The organism is Lentzea aerocolonigenes, assembly GCF_000974445.1.
In the GTDB taxonomy this organism is placed as follows: domain Bacteria; phylum Actinomycetota; class Actinomycetes; order Mycobacteriales; family Pseudonocardiaceae; genus Lentzea; species Lentzea aerocolonigenes.
In genome coordinates this window covers 39,128-57,194 of sequence record NZ_BBOJ01000030.1, presented here as the reverse complement: position 1 = coordinate 57,194, position 18,067 = coordinate 39,128, and the positions used below count along the sequence as shown (strand labels likewise).

Annotated in this window: 12 protein-coding genes; 8 read left to right on the top strand and 4 right to left on the bottom strand. The window is 71.1% G+C overall.

Features of this window, described 5'->3' with window-relative positions; genetic code table 11:
* Window position 1 precedes the first annotated feature (1 nt).
* The 4 genes from rpoZ (at window position 2) to AOM45_RS42755 (ending at window position 5,730) form a co-directional block, all read left to right on the top strand.
* Window positions 2-280 (top strand): DNA-directed RNA polymerase subunit omega, encoded by a 279-nt coding sequence (rpoZ, locus tag AOM45_RS42770; RefSeq protein WP_045313812.1) that lies wholly within the window; start codon window positions 2-4, stop codon window positions 278-280.
* Window positions 277-1,527: a bifunctional phosphopantothenoylcysteine decarboxylase/phosphopantothenate--cysteine ligase CoaBC gene (coaBC, locus tag AOM45_RS42765; protein ID WP_236704041.1), complete on the top strand. Its 1,251-nt coding sequence runs from the start codon at window positions 277-279 to the stop codon at window positions 1,525-1,527. Before rpoZ ends, coaBC begins: the two co-directional genes overlap by 4 nt.
* A gap of 37 nt (window positions 1,528-1,564) precedes the next feature.
* Window positions 1,565-2,767, top strand: a complete 1,203-nt coding sequence (metK, locus tag AOM45_RS42760) for a methionine adenosyltransferase (RefSeq protein WP_030471599.1) — start codon at window positions 1,565-1,567, stop codon at window positions 2,765-2,767.
* A gap of 83 nt (window positions 2,768-2,850) precedes the next feature.
* Window positions 2,851-5,730 (top strand): AfsR/SARP family transcriptional regulator, encoded by a 2,880-nt coding sequence (locus AOM45_RS42755; RefSeq protein ID WP_030471598.1) that lies wholly within the window; start codon window positions 2,851-2,853, stop codon window positions 5,728-5,730.
* Here AOM45_RS42755 and AOM45_RS42750 read toward each other — a convergent pair.
* From AOM45_RS42750 to AOM45_RS51480, 3 genes are all read right to left on the bottom strand, one after another.
* A complete protein-coding gene (locus AOM45_RS42750) occupies window positions 5,717-6,208 on the bottom strand; it encodes a calcium-binding protein (RefSeq protein ID WP_051784374.1) in 492 nt (163 codons plus the stop codon). The two genes, AOM45_RS42755 and AOM45_RS42750, sit on opposite strands and share 14 nt — an antisense overlap.
* 67 nt (window positions 6,209-6,275) lie before the next feature.
* Window positions 6,276-8,801, bottom strand: coding sequence for an AfsR/SARP family transcriptional regulator (locus tag AOM45_RS42745; RefSeq protein ID WP_030471596.1), 2,526 nt, complete (start codon window positions 8,799-8,801; stop codon window positions 6,276-6,278).
* A 49-nt stretch (window positions 8,802-8,850) separates the two neighbouring features.
* Window positions 8,851-9,594, bottom strand: coding sequence for a calcium-binding protein (locus AOM45_RS51480; RefSeq protein WP_030471595.1), 744 nt, complete (start codon window positions 9,592-9,594; stop codon window positions 8,851-8,853).
* Between the two features lie 137 nt (window positions 9,595-9,731).
* On the opposite strand from AOM45_RS51480, the gene AOM45_RS42735 reads away from it, so the two are divergent.
* The 3 genes from AOM45_RS42735 to AOM45_RS53300 all read left to right on the top strand — a co-directional run bounded on the left by AOM45_RS42735 (window position 9,732) and on the right by AOM45_RS53300 (window position 15,692).
* Complete coding sequence (locus tag AOM45_RS42735) at window positions 9,732-11,054, top strand: S8 family serine peptidase (RefSeq protein ID WP_051784373.1); 1,323 nt, start codon at window positions 9,732-9,734, stop codon at window positions 11,052-11,054.
* Window positions 11,055-11,147: 93 nt separating this feature from the next.
* A complete protein-coding gene (locus AOM45_RS42730) occupies window positions 11,148-13,094 on the top strand; it encodes a phosphocholine-specific phospholipase C (protein WP_030471593.1) in 1,947 nt (648 codons plus the stop codon).
* Between the two features lie 75 nt (window positions 13,095-13,169).
* Window positions 13,170-15,692 (top strand): primosomal protein N', encoded by a 2,523-nt coding sequence (locus AOM45_RS53300; RefSeq protein WP_236704040.1) that lies wholly within the window; start codon window positions 13,170-13,172, stop codon window positions 15,690-15,692.
* A gap of 15 nt (window positions 15,693-15,707) precedes the next feature.
* Here the strand turns inward: AOM45_RS53300 and AOM45_RS42720 are convergent, their stop codons facing one another.
* Window positions 15,708-16,175: a hypothetical protein gene (locus AOM45_RS42720; protein WP_030471591.1), complete on the bottom strand. Its 468-nt coding sequence runs from the start codon at window positions 16,173-16,175 to the stop codon at window positions 15,708-15,710.
* 66 nt (window positions 16,176-16,241) lie between these two features.
* On the opposite strand from AOM45_RS42720, the gene ggt reads away from it, so the two are divergent.
* Window positions 16,242-18,011, top strand: a complete 1,770-nt coding sequence (gene ggt / locus AOM45_RS42715) for a gamma-glutamyltransferase (protein WP_030471590.1) — start codon at window positions 16,242-16,244, stop codon at window positions 18,009-18,011.
* The last annotated feature ends 56 nt before the right edge of the window (window positions 18,012-18,067 follow it).

Here is an 18,067-nt window from a genome sequence, read left to right as displayed (position 1 = left end):
AGTGATCACCCACACCGAGCTCGGTCACCTGACCGGTTCCCCGGAGGGCATCACCAACCCGCCGATCGACGACCTGCTGGAGCAGGTGAGCTCGAAGTACGCGTTGGTGATCTACGCAGCGAAGCGTGCCCGCCAGATCAACGACTACTACGCGCAGCTCGGCGAGGGCCTGCTCGAGTACGTCGGCCCGCTCGTCGAGCCGGGCCCGCGCGAGAAGCCGCTCTCCATCGCTCTCCGGGAGATCCACGCTGGTCTCCTTGAGCACACCGAGGGCGAGTGACCGCGTCATCTGACGCTGATGCCCCCATCAAGCCCAGGATCATCCTCGGGGTTGGCGGGGGCATCGCCGCGTACAAGGCCTGTGAGGTCCTGCGGCGGCTCACCGAGTCCGGCCACTCCGTGCGGGTCGTCCCGACCGAGGGCGCGCTCAAGTTCGTGGGAGCCGCCACGTTCGAGGCGCTGTCCGGCGAGGTCGTGTCCGCCGACCCGTTCGACGACGTGCACGAGGTGCCGCACGTCAAGCTCGGGCAGAACGCCGACCTCGTCGTGGTCGCCCCGGCGACCGCGAACCTCATCGCGAAGGCCGCGCACGGCCTCGCCGACGACCTGCTGACGAACACCCTGCTGACCGCGCGCTGCCCGGTCCTGCTGGTGCCCGCGATGCACACCGAGATGTGGGAGCACCCGGCCACCCAGCACAACGTGCAGCTGCTGCGCAGCCGCGGTGTGATCGTCGCTGAACCCGCGAGCGGCCGGCTGACCGGCAAGGACACCGGCAAGGGCCGTCTGCCGGACCCTGCCGAGATCGTCGAGCTCGCCCGGCTGCTGCTGGTGCGCGGTGACGCTCTCGAGAGGACCCTCGAAGGCGTGCACGTCGCGATCTCCGCGGGTGGCACGCGTGAACCGCTCGACCCGGTGCGGTTCATCGGCAACCGCTCGTCCGGCAAGCAGGGCTACGCGCTCGCACGGGTCGCCGCCCAGCGCGGCGCGCGGGTGACGCTCGTCGCCGGCAACACGGCGGACCTCGCCACTCCCTCCGGGGTCGACCTGGTCCGCGTCGGCTCGGCCGTGGAGCTGCGCGACGCGATGCACAAGGTCGCCGCGGACGCGGACGTGGTCGTCATGGCCGCGGCGGTGGCCGACTTCCGGCCCGTCTCGCTGACCGGACACAAAATCAAGAAGACCGACTCGGATCCCGACCCGATCGTCTTGACCAAGAACCCCGACATTCTCGTGGAGCTCGTTTCCTCGCGTCGGCAGGGCCAGGTGATCGTAGGATTCGCCGCGGAGACCGGCGACGAGACGACGTCGGTGCTCGACTACGGCCGCGCCAAGCTCCGGCGCAAGGGCTGCGACCTCCTGGTGGTGAACGCGGTCGGCGACGGCAAGGCGTTCGAGCAGGAGGACAACGCCGGCTGGCTGCTGTCGAGAGAAGGCGCCGAGGCTTCTATACCCCACGGGCCGAAAACGCAAGTGGCGTCCGTGGTGTGGGACGCGGTTACCGCTCGGTTGACTACGAGTCAGTAGACTTTTCCTCAGACCAGTCCGTGAAGAAGGAGTGTCCGTGAGCCAGCACAGCAGCAGGCTGTTCACCAGTGAGTCGGTGACCGAGGGACACCCCGACAAGATCTGCGACGCGATCAGTGACTCCATCCTGGACGCGTTGCTGGCCAAGGACCCGCGCTCCCGCGTTGCGGTGGAGACGATGGTGACGACCGGCCAGGTCCACGTCGCGGGTGAGGTGACCACCGAGGCTTACGCGGACATCCCCACGATCGTCCGCGAGAAGATCCTCGAGATCGGCTACGACTCGTCCGCGAAGGGCTTCGACGGCCACTCGTGCGGCGTGAACGTGGCGATCGGCGCGCAGTCCCCGGACATCGCGCAGGGTGTCGACACGGCGTTCGAGAACCGCGTCGAGGGTGCGGCGGACGAGATCGACAAGCAGGGCGCGGGCGACCAGGGCCTGATGTTCGGCTACGCGTGCACTGACACGCCCGAGCTCATGCCTCTGCCGATCGCGCTGGCGCACCGCCTGTCGCGCCGGCTGACCGCGGTCCGCAAGGACGGCACGGTTCCGTACCTGCGTCCGGACGGCAAGACGCAGGTCACCATCGAGTACGCGGGTGACCAGCCGGTACGGCTCGACACCGTCGTCATCTCCACGCAGCACGCCGACGGCATCGACCTCGAGAAGCTGCTCGGCGTCGACCTCCGCACGCACGTCGTCGCCCCCGAGATCGACGAGCTGGGCCTCGACACCACGAACGTGCGCCTGCTGACGAACCCGACCGGCCGCTTCGTCATCGGTGGCCCGATGGGTGACGCCGGTCTGACCGGCCGCAAGATCATCGTCGACACCTACGGCGGCATGGCCCGTCACGGTGGTGGCGCGTTCTCCGGCAAGGACCCGTCGAAGGTCGACCGCTCGGCCGCGTACGCGATGCGCTGGGTCGCCAAGAACACCGTCGCGGCTGGCCTCGCCACCCGCGTCGAGGTCCAGGTCGCCTACGCGATCGGCAAGGCCGCGCCGGTCGGTCTGTTCGTCGAGACCTTCGGCACCGAGACCGTCGACCCGCAGAAGATCCAGCAGGCCATCACCGAGGTGTTCGACCTCCGGCCCGCCGCGATCATCCGCGACCTCGACCTGCTGCGCCCGATCTACGCGCCGACCGCCGCGTACGGCCACTTCGGCCGCACGGACGTCGACCTGCCCTGGGAGTCGACGGACCGCGCGGAGGCCCTGCGCAACGCCGCCGGCGCCTGATTTCACGGTTCGGACGGCCCGTTTCCCCTCGGGGAGGCGGGCCGTTTCGCGTATTTCGGGGCCTCTGACGGTCTCCGTCCTGCGTGGGGGAGGACACGACGGGTCTGCGCGCGGTGCCGCGTCCGCTGGACGTCGAGCTGCCTCGGCTGCGCCTGGTCGACCGTCTTCGCGCGCGCTGGTGCCGCCCGGTCACGCTGGTCGTCGCGGGCGCCGGTTTCGGCAAGACGACGGCGCTCGCCCAGGCGGTCCGCGCGAACCTCCTCGAACCACGCGGCGTCGACGTGTGGGTGACGTGTGGTCCCGGCCACGAGGACGCCTCCCGGCTGGCGCAGGCGATCCTCGACGCGCTGGACAGCCCGAGTCCCGACCCCGGAGCACCGGAAGTCCTCGCGGCCCTGCGCCGACGCGCGCCGCTCGACGTGTGCCTCCTGCTCGACGACGTGCACGAGATCCCCGCCGGTTCACCCGGCGCGGCCTTGCTCGGAGCCGTTGCCCGCGGCCTGCCGGACACCGCGCACCTGGTGTTGTCGGGGCGGTGCGCGCCGGGTTTTCCGCTGGCTCGCAGGGAAGCGGCGGGGGAGGTGGCCGCGATCGGGACCGCGGACCTGGCGTTCAGCGGTGCCGAGACCGCCGCGCTCGCCCGCAGGTTCGGGCGCGAGCTGCCAGAGGACCTGAACGGCTGGCCCGCGCTCGTCCGGCTGTCGCTGACGGCAGGGCCTGCGGCATCGTGGCGCTACGCCGCGGAAGAGGTGCTGAGCAGGCTCACCGAACCCGTGCGCGACGCGTTGACCGCCTTGGTGGCGCTCGGGTGCGCGACCGGTGACGAGATCAGCACGGTCGCCGGGACACCTGTGGAGCAACTGGAAGTTCCGCTGGTCGACCGGCTGGACGACGGCCGGTACCGGGCGCACGACCTGTGGGCGAATCTGCTGCCGACCGATCACCTGCGGGACAGGGCCGTCGAAGTGTTGTACGCGCGGGGAGACCTGGCCGCGGCAGGGCGGGTGGCGTGCCGGGCACGTGACTGGGAACTGCTGGCGCGCCTGGCGGTCGAGCTGGTGCGCACCACGTTGTCGGTGCTGCCCTGGGCAACGGCGCAGAGGTGGCTCGACGCGGTGCCTGCGCAGCACGCGGACGAGCCGGCGTTCCTGTTGCTCAGGGCCGCGGTCGTGCACGCGCGCGACTTCACGGATCCGTCCATCGACTGCCTGGTGGACCGGGCCTGCGCACAGCTGCTCGAAGCCGGTGACCACGACGGGGCGGCGGTGGCGCTGGGGCAGGCCGTGATCACCGCGCATTCCAGGGGCGATCTGGTCAGGCTCGCGACGGTCGCGCACCAGGCGCAGCGGCTCGACGCCTCGACGCCGGTGCTGAGGTTGTTGCGGCACAGCGTGGCCGCGGTGGTCGCCGAGCTGGCCGGTGATCCCGAGCAGGCGCTCGTCCACCTCGCCCGGGCGCCGGCGAGCGAGGTGCCCCAAGCGCTGGCGGTGTCGACGATCCGCTTCCACGTGCACTGCCTGTCGATGTGCGGGCGGGGCAGGGAGGCCGCCGAGCTCGCCGAACGGATGCTGGACGACGATCTGGCGCGCCGCCACGCCGCCGCTGCTCGGTGGTTCGACGGTGAAGCCGTTGAGTTCCATGGGAGTGACGCGGACAGTACGGCGCGAGGAGAGCTCGTGGCGCGTGCGCTGCACACCGTGATCGCCGCGTCGTTCGGCGAGACGACGACAGAGCCGTTCACCGAGCAGGACAACCCGCGTGACGCCGTGCTGGCGTGTGCGGCGCAGGCGGCGGTTGCGGTCACACGCGGCGAGGAAGACCTTGCGCGCGACATCTACAAGCAGCACCTCGCGCGGTGGCCGGTCGACATCAAGCTCGCCGAACGGCACCTGCGCCGGTTCCTGACGCTGGGCTACGTGCTCAGCGACGAGCTCAGAGAACGCTGGGACAGCGCCGATCTGGGGCCGTCGCACCAACGGGCACGGGCGGCTGGGCGCGCGTTCCTCCAAGCCAGGCAAGGAGATCTCCGCACGGACCTGCCCGCAGAACACGCGCTGTGCTTCCTGCCGTTGCCGTGGTCGGTCGAACTGGCCGTCCGCTACGCAGTGGCGGGCAGGACGACACTGGGCACCTGGCTGGCGGATCGCGTCGGTCTCCCGGTGCATCGCCAGTTCCGCGAGTTGGCGCGTGATCCCGGCCTCGCCGCGGGCGCCGCCAAGTTGCTCGCCACCGTGCCCGCGCCACCGGAGCACTCGATCGGCATCGAGGTCATCGGGCCGATGCGGGTGACCCGTGACGGGGTCGCCGTGGACGCGCCGCAGCTGCGCCGGGTGCGCGTGCGGCAACTGCTCGGGCTGCTGGTGCTGCGGCCCGTGCTCGGCCGCGAGCAGGCGGTGGACCTGCTCTGGCCCGGCCTCGATCCCGCGAGTGCCGCGCGGAACCTGCGGGTGACGATGACGCACCTGCGCCGGTTGCTCGAACCGGACCGCGCCGGTGGGGAGGCGAGCTACTGCCTGCGCGGTAACGGCGACACGATCCGGTTGGTGCGCGGCGGTGCGCTGACCGCGGACCTGTGGTCGTTCCACGAGCTGAGCGACGTGGGCCAGTTGAGCGAGGCCGTGGCGTTGTGGCGGGGCGAACCGCTCCCGGACCTGATCGAGGAGTGCGAGGCGGAGATCGGTCACGTCCGGGCGCGGTACGTTCAGAACCTGTTGGTACTGGGTGAACTTCGGCTCGTGTCAGCGGATCCGGCAGAAGCGTGGCGTCTGGCGGATCGGGCGTTGACGCTGGAACCGTTCGAGCCGCGCGCACACCGGTTGGCGCTCGCCGCAGCGTTGCGCGCACGGAATCCACAACGGACCGTGGAGACGCGTGCGCGCGTGCTGGACTCGTTGCGGCAGCTCGGGGTGAGGCCCGATCCCGCCACGGAGATCCTGTTGCGGCAGTCGGTCACAGGCAGCTGACCGGGATTTCGGTGCTGGCGGTGCAGACGTCGACGCCTGCCTCTCCGTCGCCCTCGTCATGGTGCACGTGGGCGTTGCCGGACAGCAGATCCCGCCCGTCGCCGCCGCGCATCTTGTCGTCGCCGGGTTCGCCGTGGACGGTGTCGTGGTCAGGACCGCCCTGGACCAGGTCGTCGCCCCGGCCGGCGCAGATCAGGTCGTTGCCGTCGCCGCCGTGGATGACGTCGTCGCCGTCGAGACCGAGGATGACGTCGTCGCCGCCCATGCCCCAGATGTCGTCCGGCCCGTTGCTGCCGACGATCACGTCGTCGCCGGGGCCGCCGATGATGACGCCCGCGCCGCCGATCGTGGGCACGGCGTTGTAGCAGTCCGCGATCGTCGGTCTGTTCTGGAAGTCCGGCGGGATGTCATCCGCTGCGGCGACACCGGCGGTGCACAGGCCGATGGTGAGTGCCGCAGCTGCGATGCGCAGTCTCATGGTTGTTTCCCCTCGTTCCGTGTCTTGCCTACGAACAGAAGAGTCACAACCGCGCGTTGCCCGAACGCTAACCAGAGCGCGCCATGTCCCGTTCCACGGCCGGGACCGGGGCTCCGATCCTGGCCCGGATCGCCGCCGCCTCGCTCAGCAGTTCCGGTCGTCCTGCGGCACGGGCGAGCGCCTCCAGCACGCTCGCCTCCCTCCAGCGGTCGCCGAGCTCGCGGTGCAGGGTGAGGCTGCGCTCCAGCAACGACCGCGCGGCGGCCGGGTGGCCGGTGCCGTGCTCGACGACGCCGAGCAGGTTCAGCGCCCAGGCGATGCCCTCCTTGAACTCCAGCTCGCCGAACGTGTCCAGCGCTTCGTCGAGCAGCTCGCGGGCCTGGGCGGCATCGCCCCGGTACCAGGCGACCGCGCCCAGGTAGGCCAGCGAGGAGGTGGCGCCGCGCTGGTCGCCCAGCTCTCGCAGTGACTTCAGTGATGCCTGAAGATCGGCCTCCGCGACCACCAGGTCACCTGCCAGCCAGGATGTGGCGCCCGCGAGCTGACGGGCGTAGGCGGCGTTGACGGGATTCGATGCGCGCGCTGCTTCCTGGTAGTGGTGCAGTGCCGCTTCGTAGTAGCCGCGTTCTCGTGCGACCGAGCCCAGCAGCCGGTGCAGCCGTCCGGCGAGTGACGGGTCGGCTTCCAGGCCGTCGCGGGCGTACCGGACGGCCTCCCCGTAGTCGCATTCGAGCATCGCGAGTGCTGCCGCGGACGCCAAGGCTTTGCCGCGCAACGGTCCTGAGCCCTTCAGCGCCACCGCGAGCCATGTCCGGCCTTCGCGGTAGTTGCCGGTGCGGTGCCAGTAGCGGTTCAACGCGACGACCAGTCTGAGCACCTTGTCCGTGTCGCCGGTGGTGGTGAACCAGTCCATGGTGCGTTGCAGGTTCGCGTGCTCCACACGCAACTCGTTGAGCAACGTGCCGGTGGGATCGGCCTCGGCGCGTTCGGCCAGACCTAAGAAGAAGTCTGCCGCACGGGCGTGTGCGCAAGAGTGCTGTTCCAGAGCGAACGCGTGGACGGTTTCCAGCATGGAGAACCGGGTCTCACCGGCGACCCGTGACACCCGCACGAGCGATTTGGCGACCAGGCCCGTCAGCGCGTCCAGCGTGCCTGCCAGCGCCTCGACCAGGTCGGCGGGGAAACCGCCCGCGCACACCGCGAGGTCGGCGAACAGCGTGCGTTCCGGGGACGTCAGCAGGTCGTGGCTCCACGCGATGGCGGCGCGCAGCGGTCCCAGCAGGCCGAACCTGTCGCGCAGCCTCCGCACGATCTGGGCGGGCGTGAGCACGGAGGTGCGGGCGGCGGCGAGTTCCAGCGCGAGCGGCAGGCCGTCCAGCGCGGCGCAGAGGTGGGCGATCGCCGGGGCGTCCGCGTCGGTGTAGGTGTGGGCGGCGCGGTCCAGGAACAGCCGCACGGCGTCGTAGGCGGCCAGTTCGGCCAGCGAGCGCGGGACGTCCGGGTCGGGCACCGCGAGCGGCGGGAGCGGGTAGACGGCCTCACCTCGTGCGGTGAGCGGCTCACGGCTGGTGGCGAGCACGCGCAGCCGGGGATGGGCTTCGGCGAACGCCGCGCACTGCGCCCGCAGGTGTTCGCAGTTGTCCAGCACCAGCAGGGTGTTCCCGAGCGTGCTCAGTTCGCGGGTGGTGATCGCGAACGCCGCTGCCACCGCGTCGTCGACGCAGGTCGCCGAGGTCAGGTCGACCACCGTGGCCGAGGGCGTGACGTGCTGGGCCAGTCTCGACTTGCCGCAGCCCGCCGGTCCGGTGAGGGTGACGATCCGGGTCTTCTCCAGCAGCCGCACGACGTCCTGGGTCTCGCGCTGCCGTCCGACGAGGCCGGTGTTCGTGTCGGGAGGTGGGCACGCCAGCGCTTCGGACTCGATCGCGCGGAGCCCTGGCCCCAGATCGACGCCCAGTTCGTCGACGAGCACCTTGCGCGCTCTTCGGACCGTGCTCAACGCGTCTGCCCGTCGGCCGCCACGTAGTTGTGCGTCGGCGAGCAGCTCCCAGAAGCGTTCTCTCAACGGATGGGCCACCACGAGCCGTTCCAGCTGAGCGGCCGCAGTTCCGCACGCACCACGGCTGATGTCCTGTTGCGCCAACGCTTCCTCAGCCGCGAGACGGGCCTCGTGCAGACGGGTGATCTCGGCGGACGCCCACTCGGAGACGTCGCAGTCGGCGAGGGGATCGCCGCGCCACAACGCCAACGCCGCACGGGGTGAGGGAGCGCGCTCGAACCGTGTGACGTCCACGTGCGATGGATCGATCTGCAACGCATAGCCCGCAGTGGTGGTGACGACGACGTCTGGCAGACCGATCGCGGCCAACGCCGAACGGACACGGGCGATGTGGCTGTGCAGCGTGCGCAATGCGGTGGGTGGGGGCTCGGTGCCCCACAACGCGTCGATCAGACGCGTCGCGGGGAGCACCGAGGGTGCGCGCAACGCCAGCAGCGCCAGGAGGGAGCGCTGTCGCGTGCCGGCGAGGCGCAGCACGCCGCCCGGCCCGGTGACTTCGAGGGGTCCGAGCAGGCGGACGTCGAGTGGGTCCACGCACCTGCGGAGGTTTTACGGCTTTGCCTGATACATCAGGCGGGCGAACTCACGGAACGCACATGTCTCCTGGACCCTCCGTGCACGTGTCCGTGCCTTCGAAGCCGTACATCCAGTTGTGCCACACGTTGCCGCTCAACGTGTCGTCGCCCGCGGTGCCGTAGACGTCCTGGACGTTCGTCAGCTCGTCGATCTCGCCCGGTCCGGTCGCGGTGCCCGCGGTGAGGTCGATCGTCATGCCCTCGGTGTGGTCGCTGAAGTCCACGCGGTCGCGCATGTCCGGCTTCGCGCCGTCGATCTTGTCGTTGCCGGGGCCGCCCTGCAGGACGTTGCCACCGGAGTCGGTCGAAGGCTCGTCCAGCACGTCGTCGCCGTCGCCGCCGAACAGCTGGTCGGCGCCCATGCCGCCGGTCAGGGTGTCGTCGCCGTCGCCGCCCTCCAGGACGTCCGGGCCGGAACCGCCGTGCAGCGAGTCGTCGCCGTCGCCGCCGTGCTGCTCGGTGGGCACCGCGCTGTCGTAGAGCACCGTGTCGTCGCGGTTGCCCAGGTGGATCACCACCTTCTGGACCTGCCCGCACCGGACGCGCGAGGCCGACAGGCGCGTGCACCCGGTCCCGGCCCGCATCGTGCCGGCATCGCTGATGGTGGTGCCGGAGACGTGGATCCTGGCGGTACGCCCCGGCGCTCCGGTGATCACGAGGTTGCCCGCCTCCACCCGTGCGACGGTGACGGATTCGGGTGGGGCGGCGGTTCCTGCGGCGACGAGTGCTGCCGCGACGACGATCTGAAGCATTTTCGGCCCCCTTGCTGAAGTTGTGCACGTGAGTACGCGGGGCCTGTTGTGGATCGGTTGTGGCGACCGCAGCCGGGCCACAACCGCACGGGTCTCTCCTTCTCGTCGTCAATCCCTCTGGACGGGGAGGAAAGATCATGAGAACTGGCCTGGCAGCACTGCTCGGTGCGGTGATGGCGCTGGCGGTGGTGCCGCTGACCGCCGCGGCGCAGGAGGAACCCGAGCAGGAGATCATCGTCAAGTTCCGTGAGGGCGCCTCGCGGGCCGACGCGCTGGAGAAGTCGCGGACGCGGGCCGTCGCGGACGCCACGGACGGTGCCGAGGTCCTCGCCTCGCGGGACGCCGCCGAGTCGATCCGGGTGCTGATGGCGCGCGGCGACGTCGAGTACGCCGAGCCGAACATCGTGCTCGAGACCATGGCGCCGAACGATCCGTTGTGGCCGTCGCAGTGGCACTACTGGGAGTCGCCCGGCGGCATCGACCTGCCGCTCGCGTGGGGCCTCGGGCCGTCAGGGCTGGGCCAGCGAGTCGCGGTGATCGACACCGGGCGCACCGCGCACCCGGACCTGTCCGCCAACTACATCGGTGGCTACGACTTCATCAGCAACGCGGGCTTCGCGAAGGACGGCAACGGCCGGGACGCCAACCCGACTGACCAGGGCGACTGGCAGCTGGCCGGGCAGTGCGGTCCCGGTGTGCCCGCACGGCCGTCGAGCTGGCACGGGCTGCACGTCGCGGGCACCGTGGCGGCGTTGCGCAACAACGCGACCGGCGGCACGGGCGTGGCACCGCTCGCCAAGGTCGTGCCGGTGCGGGTGCTCGGCACGTGCGGCGGCACGCTGGCGGACATCGCGGCGGGCATCGTGTGGGCGGCCGGTGGCGCCGTGCCGGGCGTTCCGGCGAACCCGAACCCGGCCAGGACGCTGAACCTGTCGCTCGGCGGTCCTTCCGCGGCGTGCCCGGTGACGTTGCAGAACGCGATCAACACGGCCCGCAACGCGCTCGGCGCGACCGTCGTCGTCGCGGCGGGCAACGCCGCGGCCAACGCGTCCGGCACGACCCCGGCGAACTGCGTGGGCGTGATCACCACGGGTGCCACCGACCGGTCGGCCAACCGCGCCTCGTACTCGAACTTCGGTGCCACGGTCGAGATCTGCGCGCCGGGCGGTGAGACGTCGCCGGTGGTGGCGAACGGGGTGCTGTCGACGTTGAACAACGGCCCGACCGTGCCGGCCGCGTCGATCTACAAGCACTACCAGGGCACCAGCATGGCGACCCCGCACGTCGCCGGTGTCGTGGCTCTGATGCAGCACGCGAGGGTCCAGAACGGGAAGGCGTTGCTGACGCCCGCGCAGGTGCTGTTGCACCTGAAGGCAAAGGTCATGCCTCCGGCCGCCCAGTGCGGCAAGGGTCTGCTCGACGCTCGTGCGAGCGTGCAGGCCGCCATCGCCGCACCCTGAGTGTCAGTTGTGAACGAGGCCCCGGTGAATCCGGGGCCTTTGTTCATACGTGGGTCGGTTCCGCGTCACGTGGTGAGACTAGAAACTCGGTTCATGTCGCTCTCTCGCCGTGGGTTCATGGCCGCTGTCGCTGCTGCTGCTTCGGGCACGTTGCTGCCGCCGTCGGTGTACGCCGCGTTGGCACGTGAGCCTCGTGCGGGAGGGTTGCGCGCGATCAAGCACGTCGTGCTGTTGATGCAGGAGAACCGTTCGTTCGACCACTACTACGGAACCCTGCGCGGCGTGAGAGGGTTCTCGGACCGCAACGCTCTTCGTGGCGTGTTCAACCAGTCGGGCGTGTTGCCGTTCCCGGTGCGTGAGGCGGCGTCTGGCCGTGACATCCAGTACATCGGCGACCTGGACCACAGCTGGAACGGCGGGCACGCGGCGTTGCGCGGCGGGTGGAACGACAACTGGGTGCCGGCGAAGACCGCGGCGACGATGGCGTTCTACACGCGCCAGGACCTCCCGTTCCACTACGAGCTCGCCGACACCTTCACGCTGTGCGACGCCTACCACTGCTCGGTGCCGTCCTCGACCTCGCCGAACCGCAACTACTGGGTGTCCGGGTACACGGGGTTCGAGCCGTCGGGTGCCCGCGCGACCGGCAACGCGGCCTACAACGAGGACAACCACGCCGGGTACACGTGGAAGACGTACCCGGAACGCCTCGAGGCGGCGGGGAAGTCGTGGCGGGTGTACCAGGAGTGGGACAACTTCCAGGACAACAACCTGGAGTTCTTCGTGCGGTTCAAGGAGATCGCGCGCAAGGTGCTGCCCGCGGGGTTCAAGTCGCTGGACAAGCTCTACGGGACCGGCGACCCGGCGCTGATCGGTTCGCTGGACTTGTCGAAGCTGACCGCCGCCGAGAAGTCCTTGTACGACAGAGGACTGCACCGCGTCCGGCCCGGTGGCCTGGGGGAGGCTTTCCGCGCCGACGTGGCGTCTGGCCGGTTGCCCGCCGTGTCGTACCTCGTTCCGTCCTCTGTGGACTCCGAGCACCCCGGCGCCTCGTCGCCCGCCGCGTCCGCGTCGATCACCTACCAGGTGCTGGACGCGCTGGCGTCCAACCAGGAGGTGTGGGAGTCGACGGTCCTGTTCATCACGTACGACGAGAACGACGGCTTCTACGACCACGTGCCGCCGCCGCGCCCGCCGTTGTCCGTGTCCGACGAGTATGTGGGCGACCGCCCGTTGGGACTCGGCGCGCGCGTACCGATGACCGTCGTCTCGCCGTGGTCCGTCGGCGGTTACGTGTGTTCGCAGGTGTTCGACCACACGTCCATGACGCAGTTCCTCGAACGGTGGACCGGCGTGCGTTCGGAGGAGATCTCCGCGTGGCGCAGGACCGTCACAGGCGACCTGACCTCGACGTTCGACTTCGACCGGCGCCGGACGTGGCCCGACGTCGGCGAGCCCGCACCGGTCCCGCCCGCGACCCCGCGCTGGCGTCCAGCGCCCCCTTCGTCGCAGAAGATGCCCGAACAGGAAGCCGGACGACGACGTGCGCGCCCCCTGCCGTACCAGCCCGACGCGTCGTTGCGCGGCTCTCTCTTGGAGATGTCGAACTCGGGTTCCGCCTCCGTGCACCTCGCGCTGTACCCGTACTCGGGCCAGTTCGCGCAGCCACAGCACTTCGACGTGGCCTCATCGGCATCTCTTGAGGTTGCCGGCGACCACGACCTCGTGTTGTTGGGTCCCAACGGCTTCCGCCGCGAGTTCGCCGGGTCGTCATCCGACCGTGCGCGCGTGTCGTCGTCGGTGCGCGGCTACAGCCGTGTGCTGACGCTGACGTTCGAGAACTCCGGCTCGTCACGCCTGACGTTCGTCCTGGGACGCCGCAAGTACGTGGTGCGCCCGGGCCACCGCCACGTGATCCCGTGGCTGACCGCCATGAACTCCGGCTGGTACGACCTGACCGTGACGGTGGAGGAGGAACCGCGGTTCCGCCGGCGGCTGTGCGGGCACATCGAGAACGGCCAGGAGTCGATCTCCGGCTGAATCCGCGTGTCGGGTGTCACCAGTTCGGTGAGGCGCGGCGCGTGACTGTCGGGGGTGTCTGATACACCAGGAGGCATGAACGCGAAGACCGGAGCGAGAAAAGGGGAACGGGTCCCCGCAGCGACGCTACCGGTCGGCCGCATCGTGGTGGACGTGCCGCTGGCCCACCTGGACCGCCCCTTCGACTACCTGATTCCGTCCGAACTGGACGCCACGGCGGTCGAGGGCTGCCGAGTCCGGGTGAGGTTCGCGGGCCAGCTCGTCGACGGCTACCTCCTCGAACGCGTGGCCACCTCGGAGTACGGCAAGAAACTGTCGTTCATCGAGAAGGTCGTCTCACCCGAACCGGTGCTGGCCCCGGAAATCGCCACCCTGGCCCGCGCGATAGCCGACAGGTACGCGGGCGGCATGATCGACGTCCTGCGCCTGGCCATCCCACCCCGCCACGCCCGAGCGGAGGCCGCCGCCTCGGGCGAGCCGTCCCCGCTGCCGCAGGTCCCGGCGTGGGTGGAGGAGAGGCCCACCGCGCAGGTGGAGGCGACCGGCGGTGGGGGGATGCCGTCCGAGCCGCAGCAGCCCGCGGGGGAGCCGCCCGCGGCTGGTGAGTCGCCGGCTGATGCGGCGACGGCCACGCCTCGCACGTCCAGCGACTCATCGGCACACCCCTCAGCGGGGTCCTCGTCGGGTGCTCAGGCCGCCTCACCGGCGGCTGGCGCTGCCTTGTCCGCGGAGTCGATTCCGACGGCCTTGCTCGCCTCGCCTTCAACCTCCCGAGGCGCGCTGGGGCAGCCCACAGATCCGGTCGCGGCCCAACCAGCCACTTCTCCCGTCTCGCCGCCGGCCTCCGGTGTCAGTCCGGTCGATCCTGCGGCGGCTCCTCCTGCCTCGACGCCCGCGTTCGGCGCCGCTCCTGTCGATCCTTCAGCGGCTCCACCAGCCGCTCCTCCCGTTTCGCCTGGCGCGCCCGGCGTTTCCCCGGCCGATCCCTCAGCCGCCCCGCCAGCCGCTGGGCCCACGCGCTCCCAGCTCCCTCCCGTCCCCGCCGACGCCTGGTCCCGCTATCCCCGCGGCCCCAAGTACCTCGAAGCCCTCCGCGAAGGCCGGCCCGCCCACGCCGTGTGGCAGGCGCTGCCCTCCGAGGACTGGCCCGCCCGGCTGGCCGAAGCGGCGGCCGCGGTCGCCTCGTCCGGGCGCGGGGTCGTCATCGTCGTGCCCGACCACCGCGACCTGGCCCGCGTCGCCGAGGCGTGCGGCAGGCTGATCGAGGGTGTCGTCACGCTGTCGGCCGACCTCGGGCCGTCAGAGCGCTACAAGCGTTGGCTCGCCGTGCGGCGTGGGGTGGCGCGGGTCGTGGTCGGCACGCGGGCCACCGCCTTCGCGCCGGTCAAGGATCCCGGGCTGCTCGTCGTGTGGGACGACGGGGACGACCTGCACGTCGAGCCGCGTGCGCCGTATCCGAACGTGCGGGACGTGTTGGTGCAGCGCGCGCACATGAGCGGTGCGGCGTTGCTGATCGGTGGGTTCGCGCGCACGGCTGAGGCGCAGTTGCTCGTCGAGACCGGGTGGGCGCACGAGATCGTGGCCTCGCGCGAGACGCTGCGGGCCATCGCGCCTCGCGTGGTGTCCGTGGGCGACAACGAGTGGCAGGACGTCAAAGACCCGGCGGCCCGCACGGCTCGGTTGCCGTCCATCGCGTTCGACGCCGCGCGGTTCGCGCTTGCCGACTCGCCGGTGCTGATCCAGGTGCCGCGCCGCGGGTACGTGCCCGCGCTCGCCTGCGGTCAGTGTCGCGGGCCTGCGCGGTGCCGGCGTTGTGCCGGGCCGCTGGCGTTGCCGGGTGGCACCGAGGACGGGCTGCCCAAGCCCGCGTACTGCCGGTGGTGTGCGGCCACGGAGGCCGCGTTCCGGTGTCCCACGTGCGGGTCGCGGAGGTTGCGCGGGCAGATCATCGGGGCCCGGCGCACGGCGGAGGAGCTGGGGCGCGCGTTTCCCGGGCATCCGGTGCGGACCAGCGGGGCCGACGAGGTGCTGACCAAGGTGCCCGGCAAGCCCTCGCTGGTGGTGGCGACGCCGGGGGCCGAGCCCGTGGCCGAGGGCGGGTACGGCGCGGTGCTGCTGCTGGACGGGTGGGCGTTGCTCGGCCGGGCCGATCTGCGCGCCTCCGAGGAGGCGTTGCGGCGGTGGATGACGGCGGCGGGGCTGGTGCGGCCCGGCAACGGGCGCGTGGTGGTGATCGCGGACTCCGCGCTGACGCCCGTGCAGGCCCTGGTGCGGTGGGATCCGGTGTGGCACGCGGCCACGGAGCTCGCCGCGCGCACCGAGCTCGGGTTCCCGCCGGCCGTGCGGATGGCGACGGTCGACGGCACGCCGGACGCGGTGAACGCCCTGCTGGACGAGCTGCGGTTGCCTTCCACCGGCGAGGTCCTCGGGCCGGTGCCGCTGAACGACGACGAGACCAAGGAACGGGCCCTGGTGCGGGTCGCGCGCGGCGAGGGCCGGCAGCTGGCCGCCGTGCTGGCCGAGGCCCAGGCCGTGCGGACGGCGCGGAAGGAACAGGAGCTGGTGCGGATCAAGCTCGACCCGCTGGAGGTCCTCTGAACGGTTGGCGCCGGCTCAGGCCTCGAAGTGGGACCGCAGGCTCGCGATGTGGCCGCGGATGTCCTCGTCGGTGAGCTTCTCGTACTCGAGGTACTCGCTCATGTAGGTCATCAGGTCGCCGCGCTCGGGGTGCTGCTCGCTCGCGATCACGTGCGCGGTCGTGCCCGAGATGCCCGCCGGGAACAGCAGGAAGCCGTCGAGGCCCGCCATCGTGTCGAACGAGGCGTTCTTGGCCTCCCACAGGGTCCAGACGTCCTCCTCGCGGCCGCACTCGGCGAGCAGCAGCGCCGCGAGGACCATCGTCTCGCTCAGGCCCCAGCCCTCGTGGTGGGCGGCGGTTTCCTCGGCGAGGAGGTGGCGCAGCAGGTCGGCGTCGCCCTCGCGGCGGTCGCGCAGCAGGAGGTGCAGCGCCTCCTCGCGGTCCGCCTCGTCGAGCGGGGTGTTCGCGAAATCCGTTCGCAACTGGTCAAGATCGATCGACACCTCCGCACCTTAGGCCTTCCTCAAGGAGTGTTGCCAACCAGTCGCGGCGGAGTAGAAGTTCTGCCCATGTTGCGAACGGTTGCCGCACTGACGCTCTCCGTCGTACTGGTCGCCCCTGCCACGGCAGGCGCGGCGGAACCTGCGCCCCGCGTACCCGAGCAGGTGGGCTGGGGCGGCGCGGTCTCCAGCGTCGACCCCGACGCGTCCCAGATCGGTGTCGACGTGCTTCGCCGCGGTGGCAACGCCGTCGACGCCGCCGTCGCCACCGCCGCCGCGCTCGGCGTGACCGACCCGTTCTCCGCGGGCATCGGTGGCGGCGGGTTCTTCGTCTACTACGACGCACACTCCGGTCGTGTGTCCACTCTGGACGGGCGTGAGACCGCGCCGCGTTCGGCCACCGACCAGCTCTTCGTGGAGAACGGCAAGCCGCTGCCGTTCGCCGAGGCGATGACCAGCGGTCTGTCCGTCGGCGTGCCCGGCACGCCCAAGACGTGGCAGCAGGCGTTGCGCAAGTGGGGCACGCTGAACCTGCGCGAGGCCATGGCGCCCGCGGAAGCGTTGGCACGGCGTGGTTTCGTCGTCGACAAGACGTTCAACACGCAGATCGCGAACAACGCCGCCCGCTTCGCCGACTTCACCTCGACCCGCGATCTCTACCTGCCCGGCGGCCAGCCGCCGGCGGTGGGCAGCACGTTCCGCAACCCGCAGCTCGCCGACACCTACCGCGAGCTCGCCCGCACCGAGCTGGCGTCTCTCTACGGCGGGGCCGTCGGACGCGACCTCGTGAAGACCGTGCAGCAGCCGCCGGTCGTCCCCGGCTCGACGCGCAACGTGCGTGCCGGCGCCATGGAGATCTCCGACCTGGCCCGCTACCAGGTCGAGCGCCGCGACCCGACGCACACGCGGTACCGAGGTCTCGACGTCTACGGCATGGCGGCGCCGTCGTCCGGTGGCACGACCGTCGGTGAGGCGCTGAACATCCTCGAGTCGACCGACCTGTCGAAGGTCTCCGACGTCCAGTACCTGCACCGCTTCATCGAGTCGACCAAGCTCGCGTTCGCCGACCGGCTGCGCTGGGTGGGCGACCCGGCCTTCTCGCGCGTGCCGACCGAGGGCCTGCTCTCGCAGAAGTTCGCCGACAGCCGCGCGTGCCTGATCAAGCCCGACGCCGTGCTGCCGGCTCCGCAGCCCGCTGCGGACCCGAACAACCCGCAGGCGTGTGAGGCCACCGCCGGGATGTCGGCGCTGCGCGAGGACGCGGAACGCACCACGCACCTGACGGTCGCCGACCGCTGGGGCAACGTCGTCGCCTACACGCTGACCATCGAGGCGGAGGGCGGCAGCGGCATCGTCGTGCCGGGTCGCGGGTTCCTGCTCAACAACGAGCTCACCGACTTCGAGTTCGTGCCCCCGACCGCGGGCGTCCCGCACCCGAACCTCCCCGGCCCCGGCAAGCGCCCGCGTTCGTCCATGGCGCCGACGATCGTCCTCGACCACGGCAAGGTCCTCCTGGCCGTGGGCTCGCCGGGCGGTTCCACGATCATCACCACGGTCACCCAGATCCTGACCGCGCGGCTGGACCGCAACATGTCCCTGCTCGACGCCGTCGCCGCCCCGCGCGCCTCCCAGCGCAACGCGGCCACGACCCCGGCCGAGGCGGAGTTCATCGCCGCCGCGACCACGGCGGGCCTGCAGGCCATCGGGCACAAGTTCAGCCAGAACGCCGAGATCGGCGCGGCCACGGCCGTCGAGCGCGCCTCGAACGGCCGCTGGCGTGCCGTCGCCGAACCGACGCGGCGCGGCGGTGGTGCGGCCCGCGTGGTGAAGGTGGGCTGAGCCTGCCGGGAACACCAGTCCGCCGCCGTCCCGCGAGCACGCCCTCGACGCGTTGC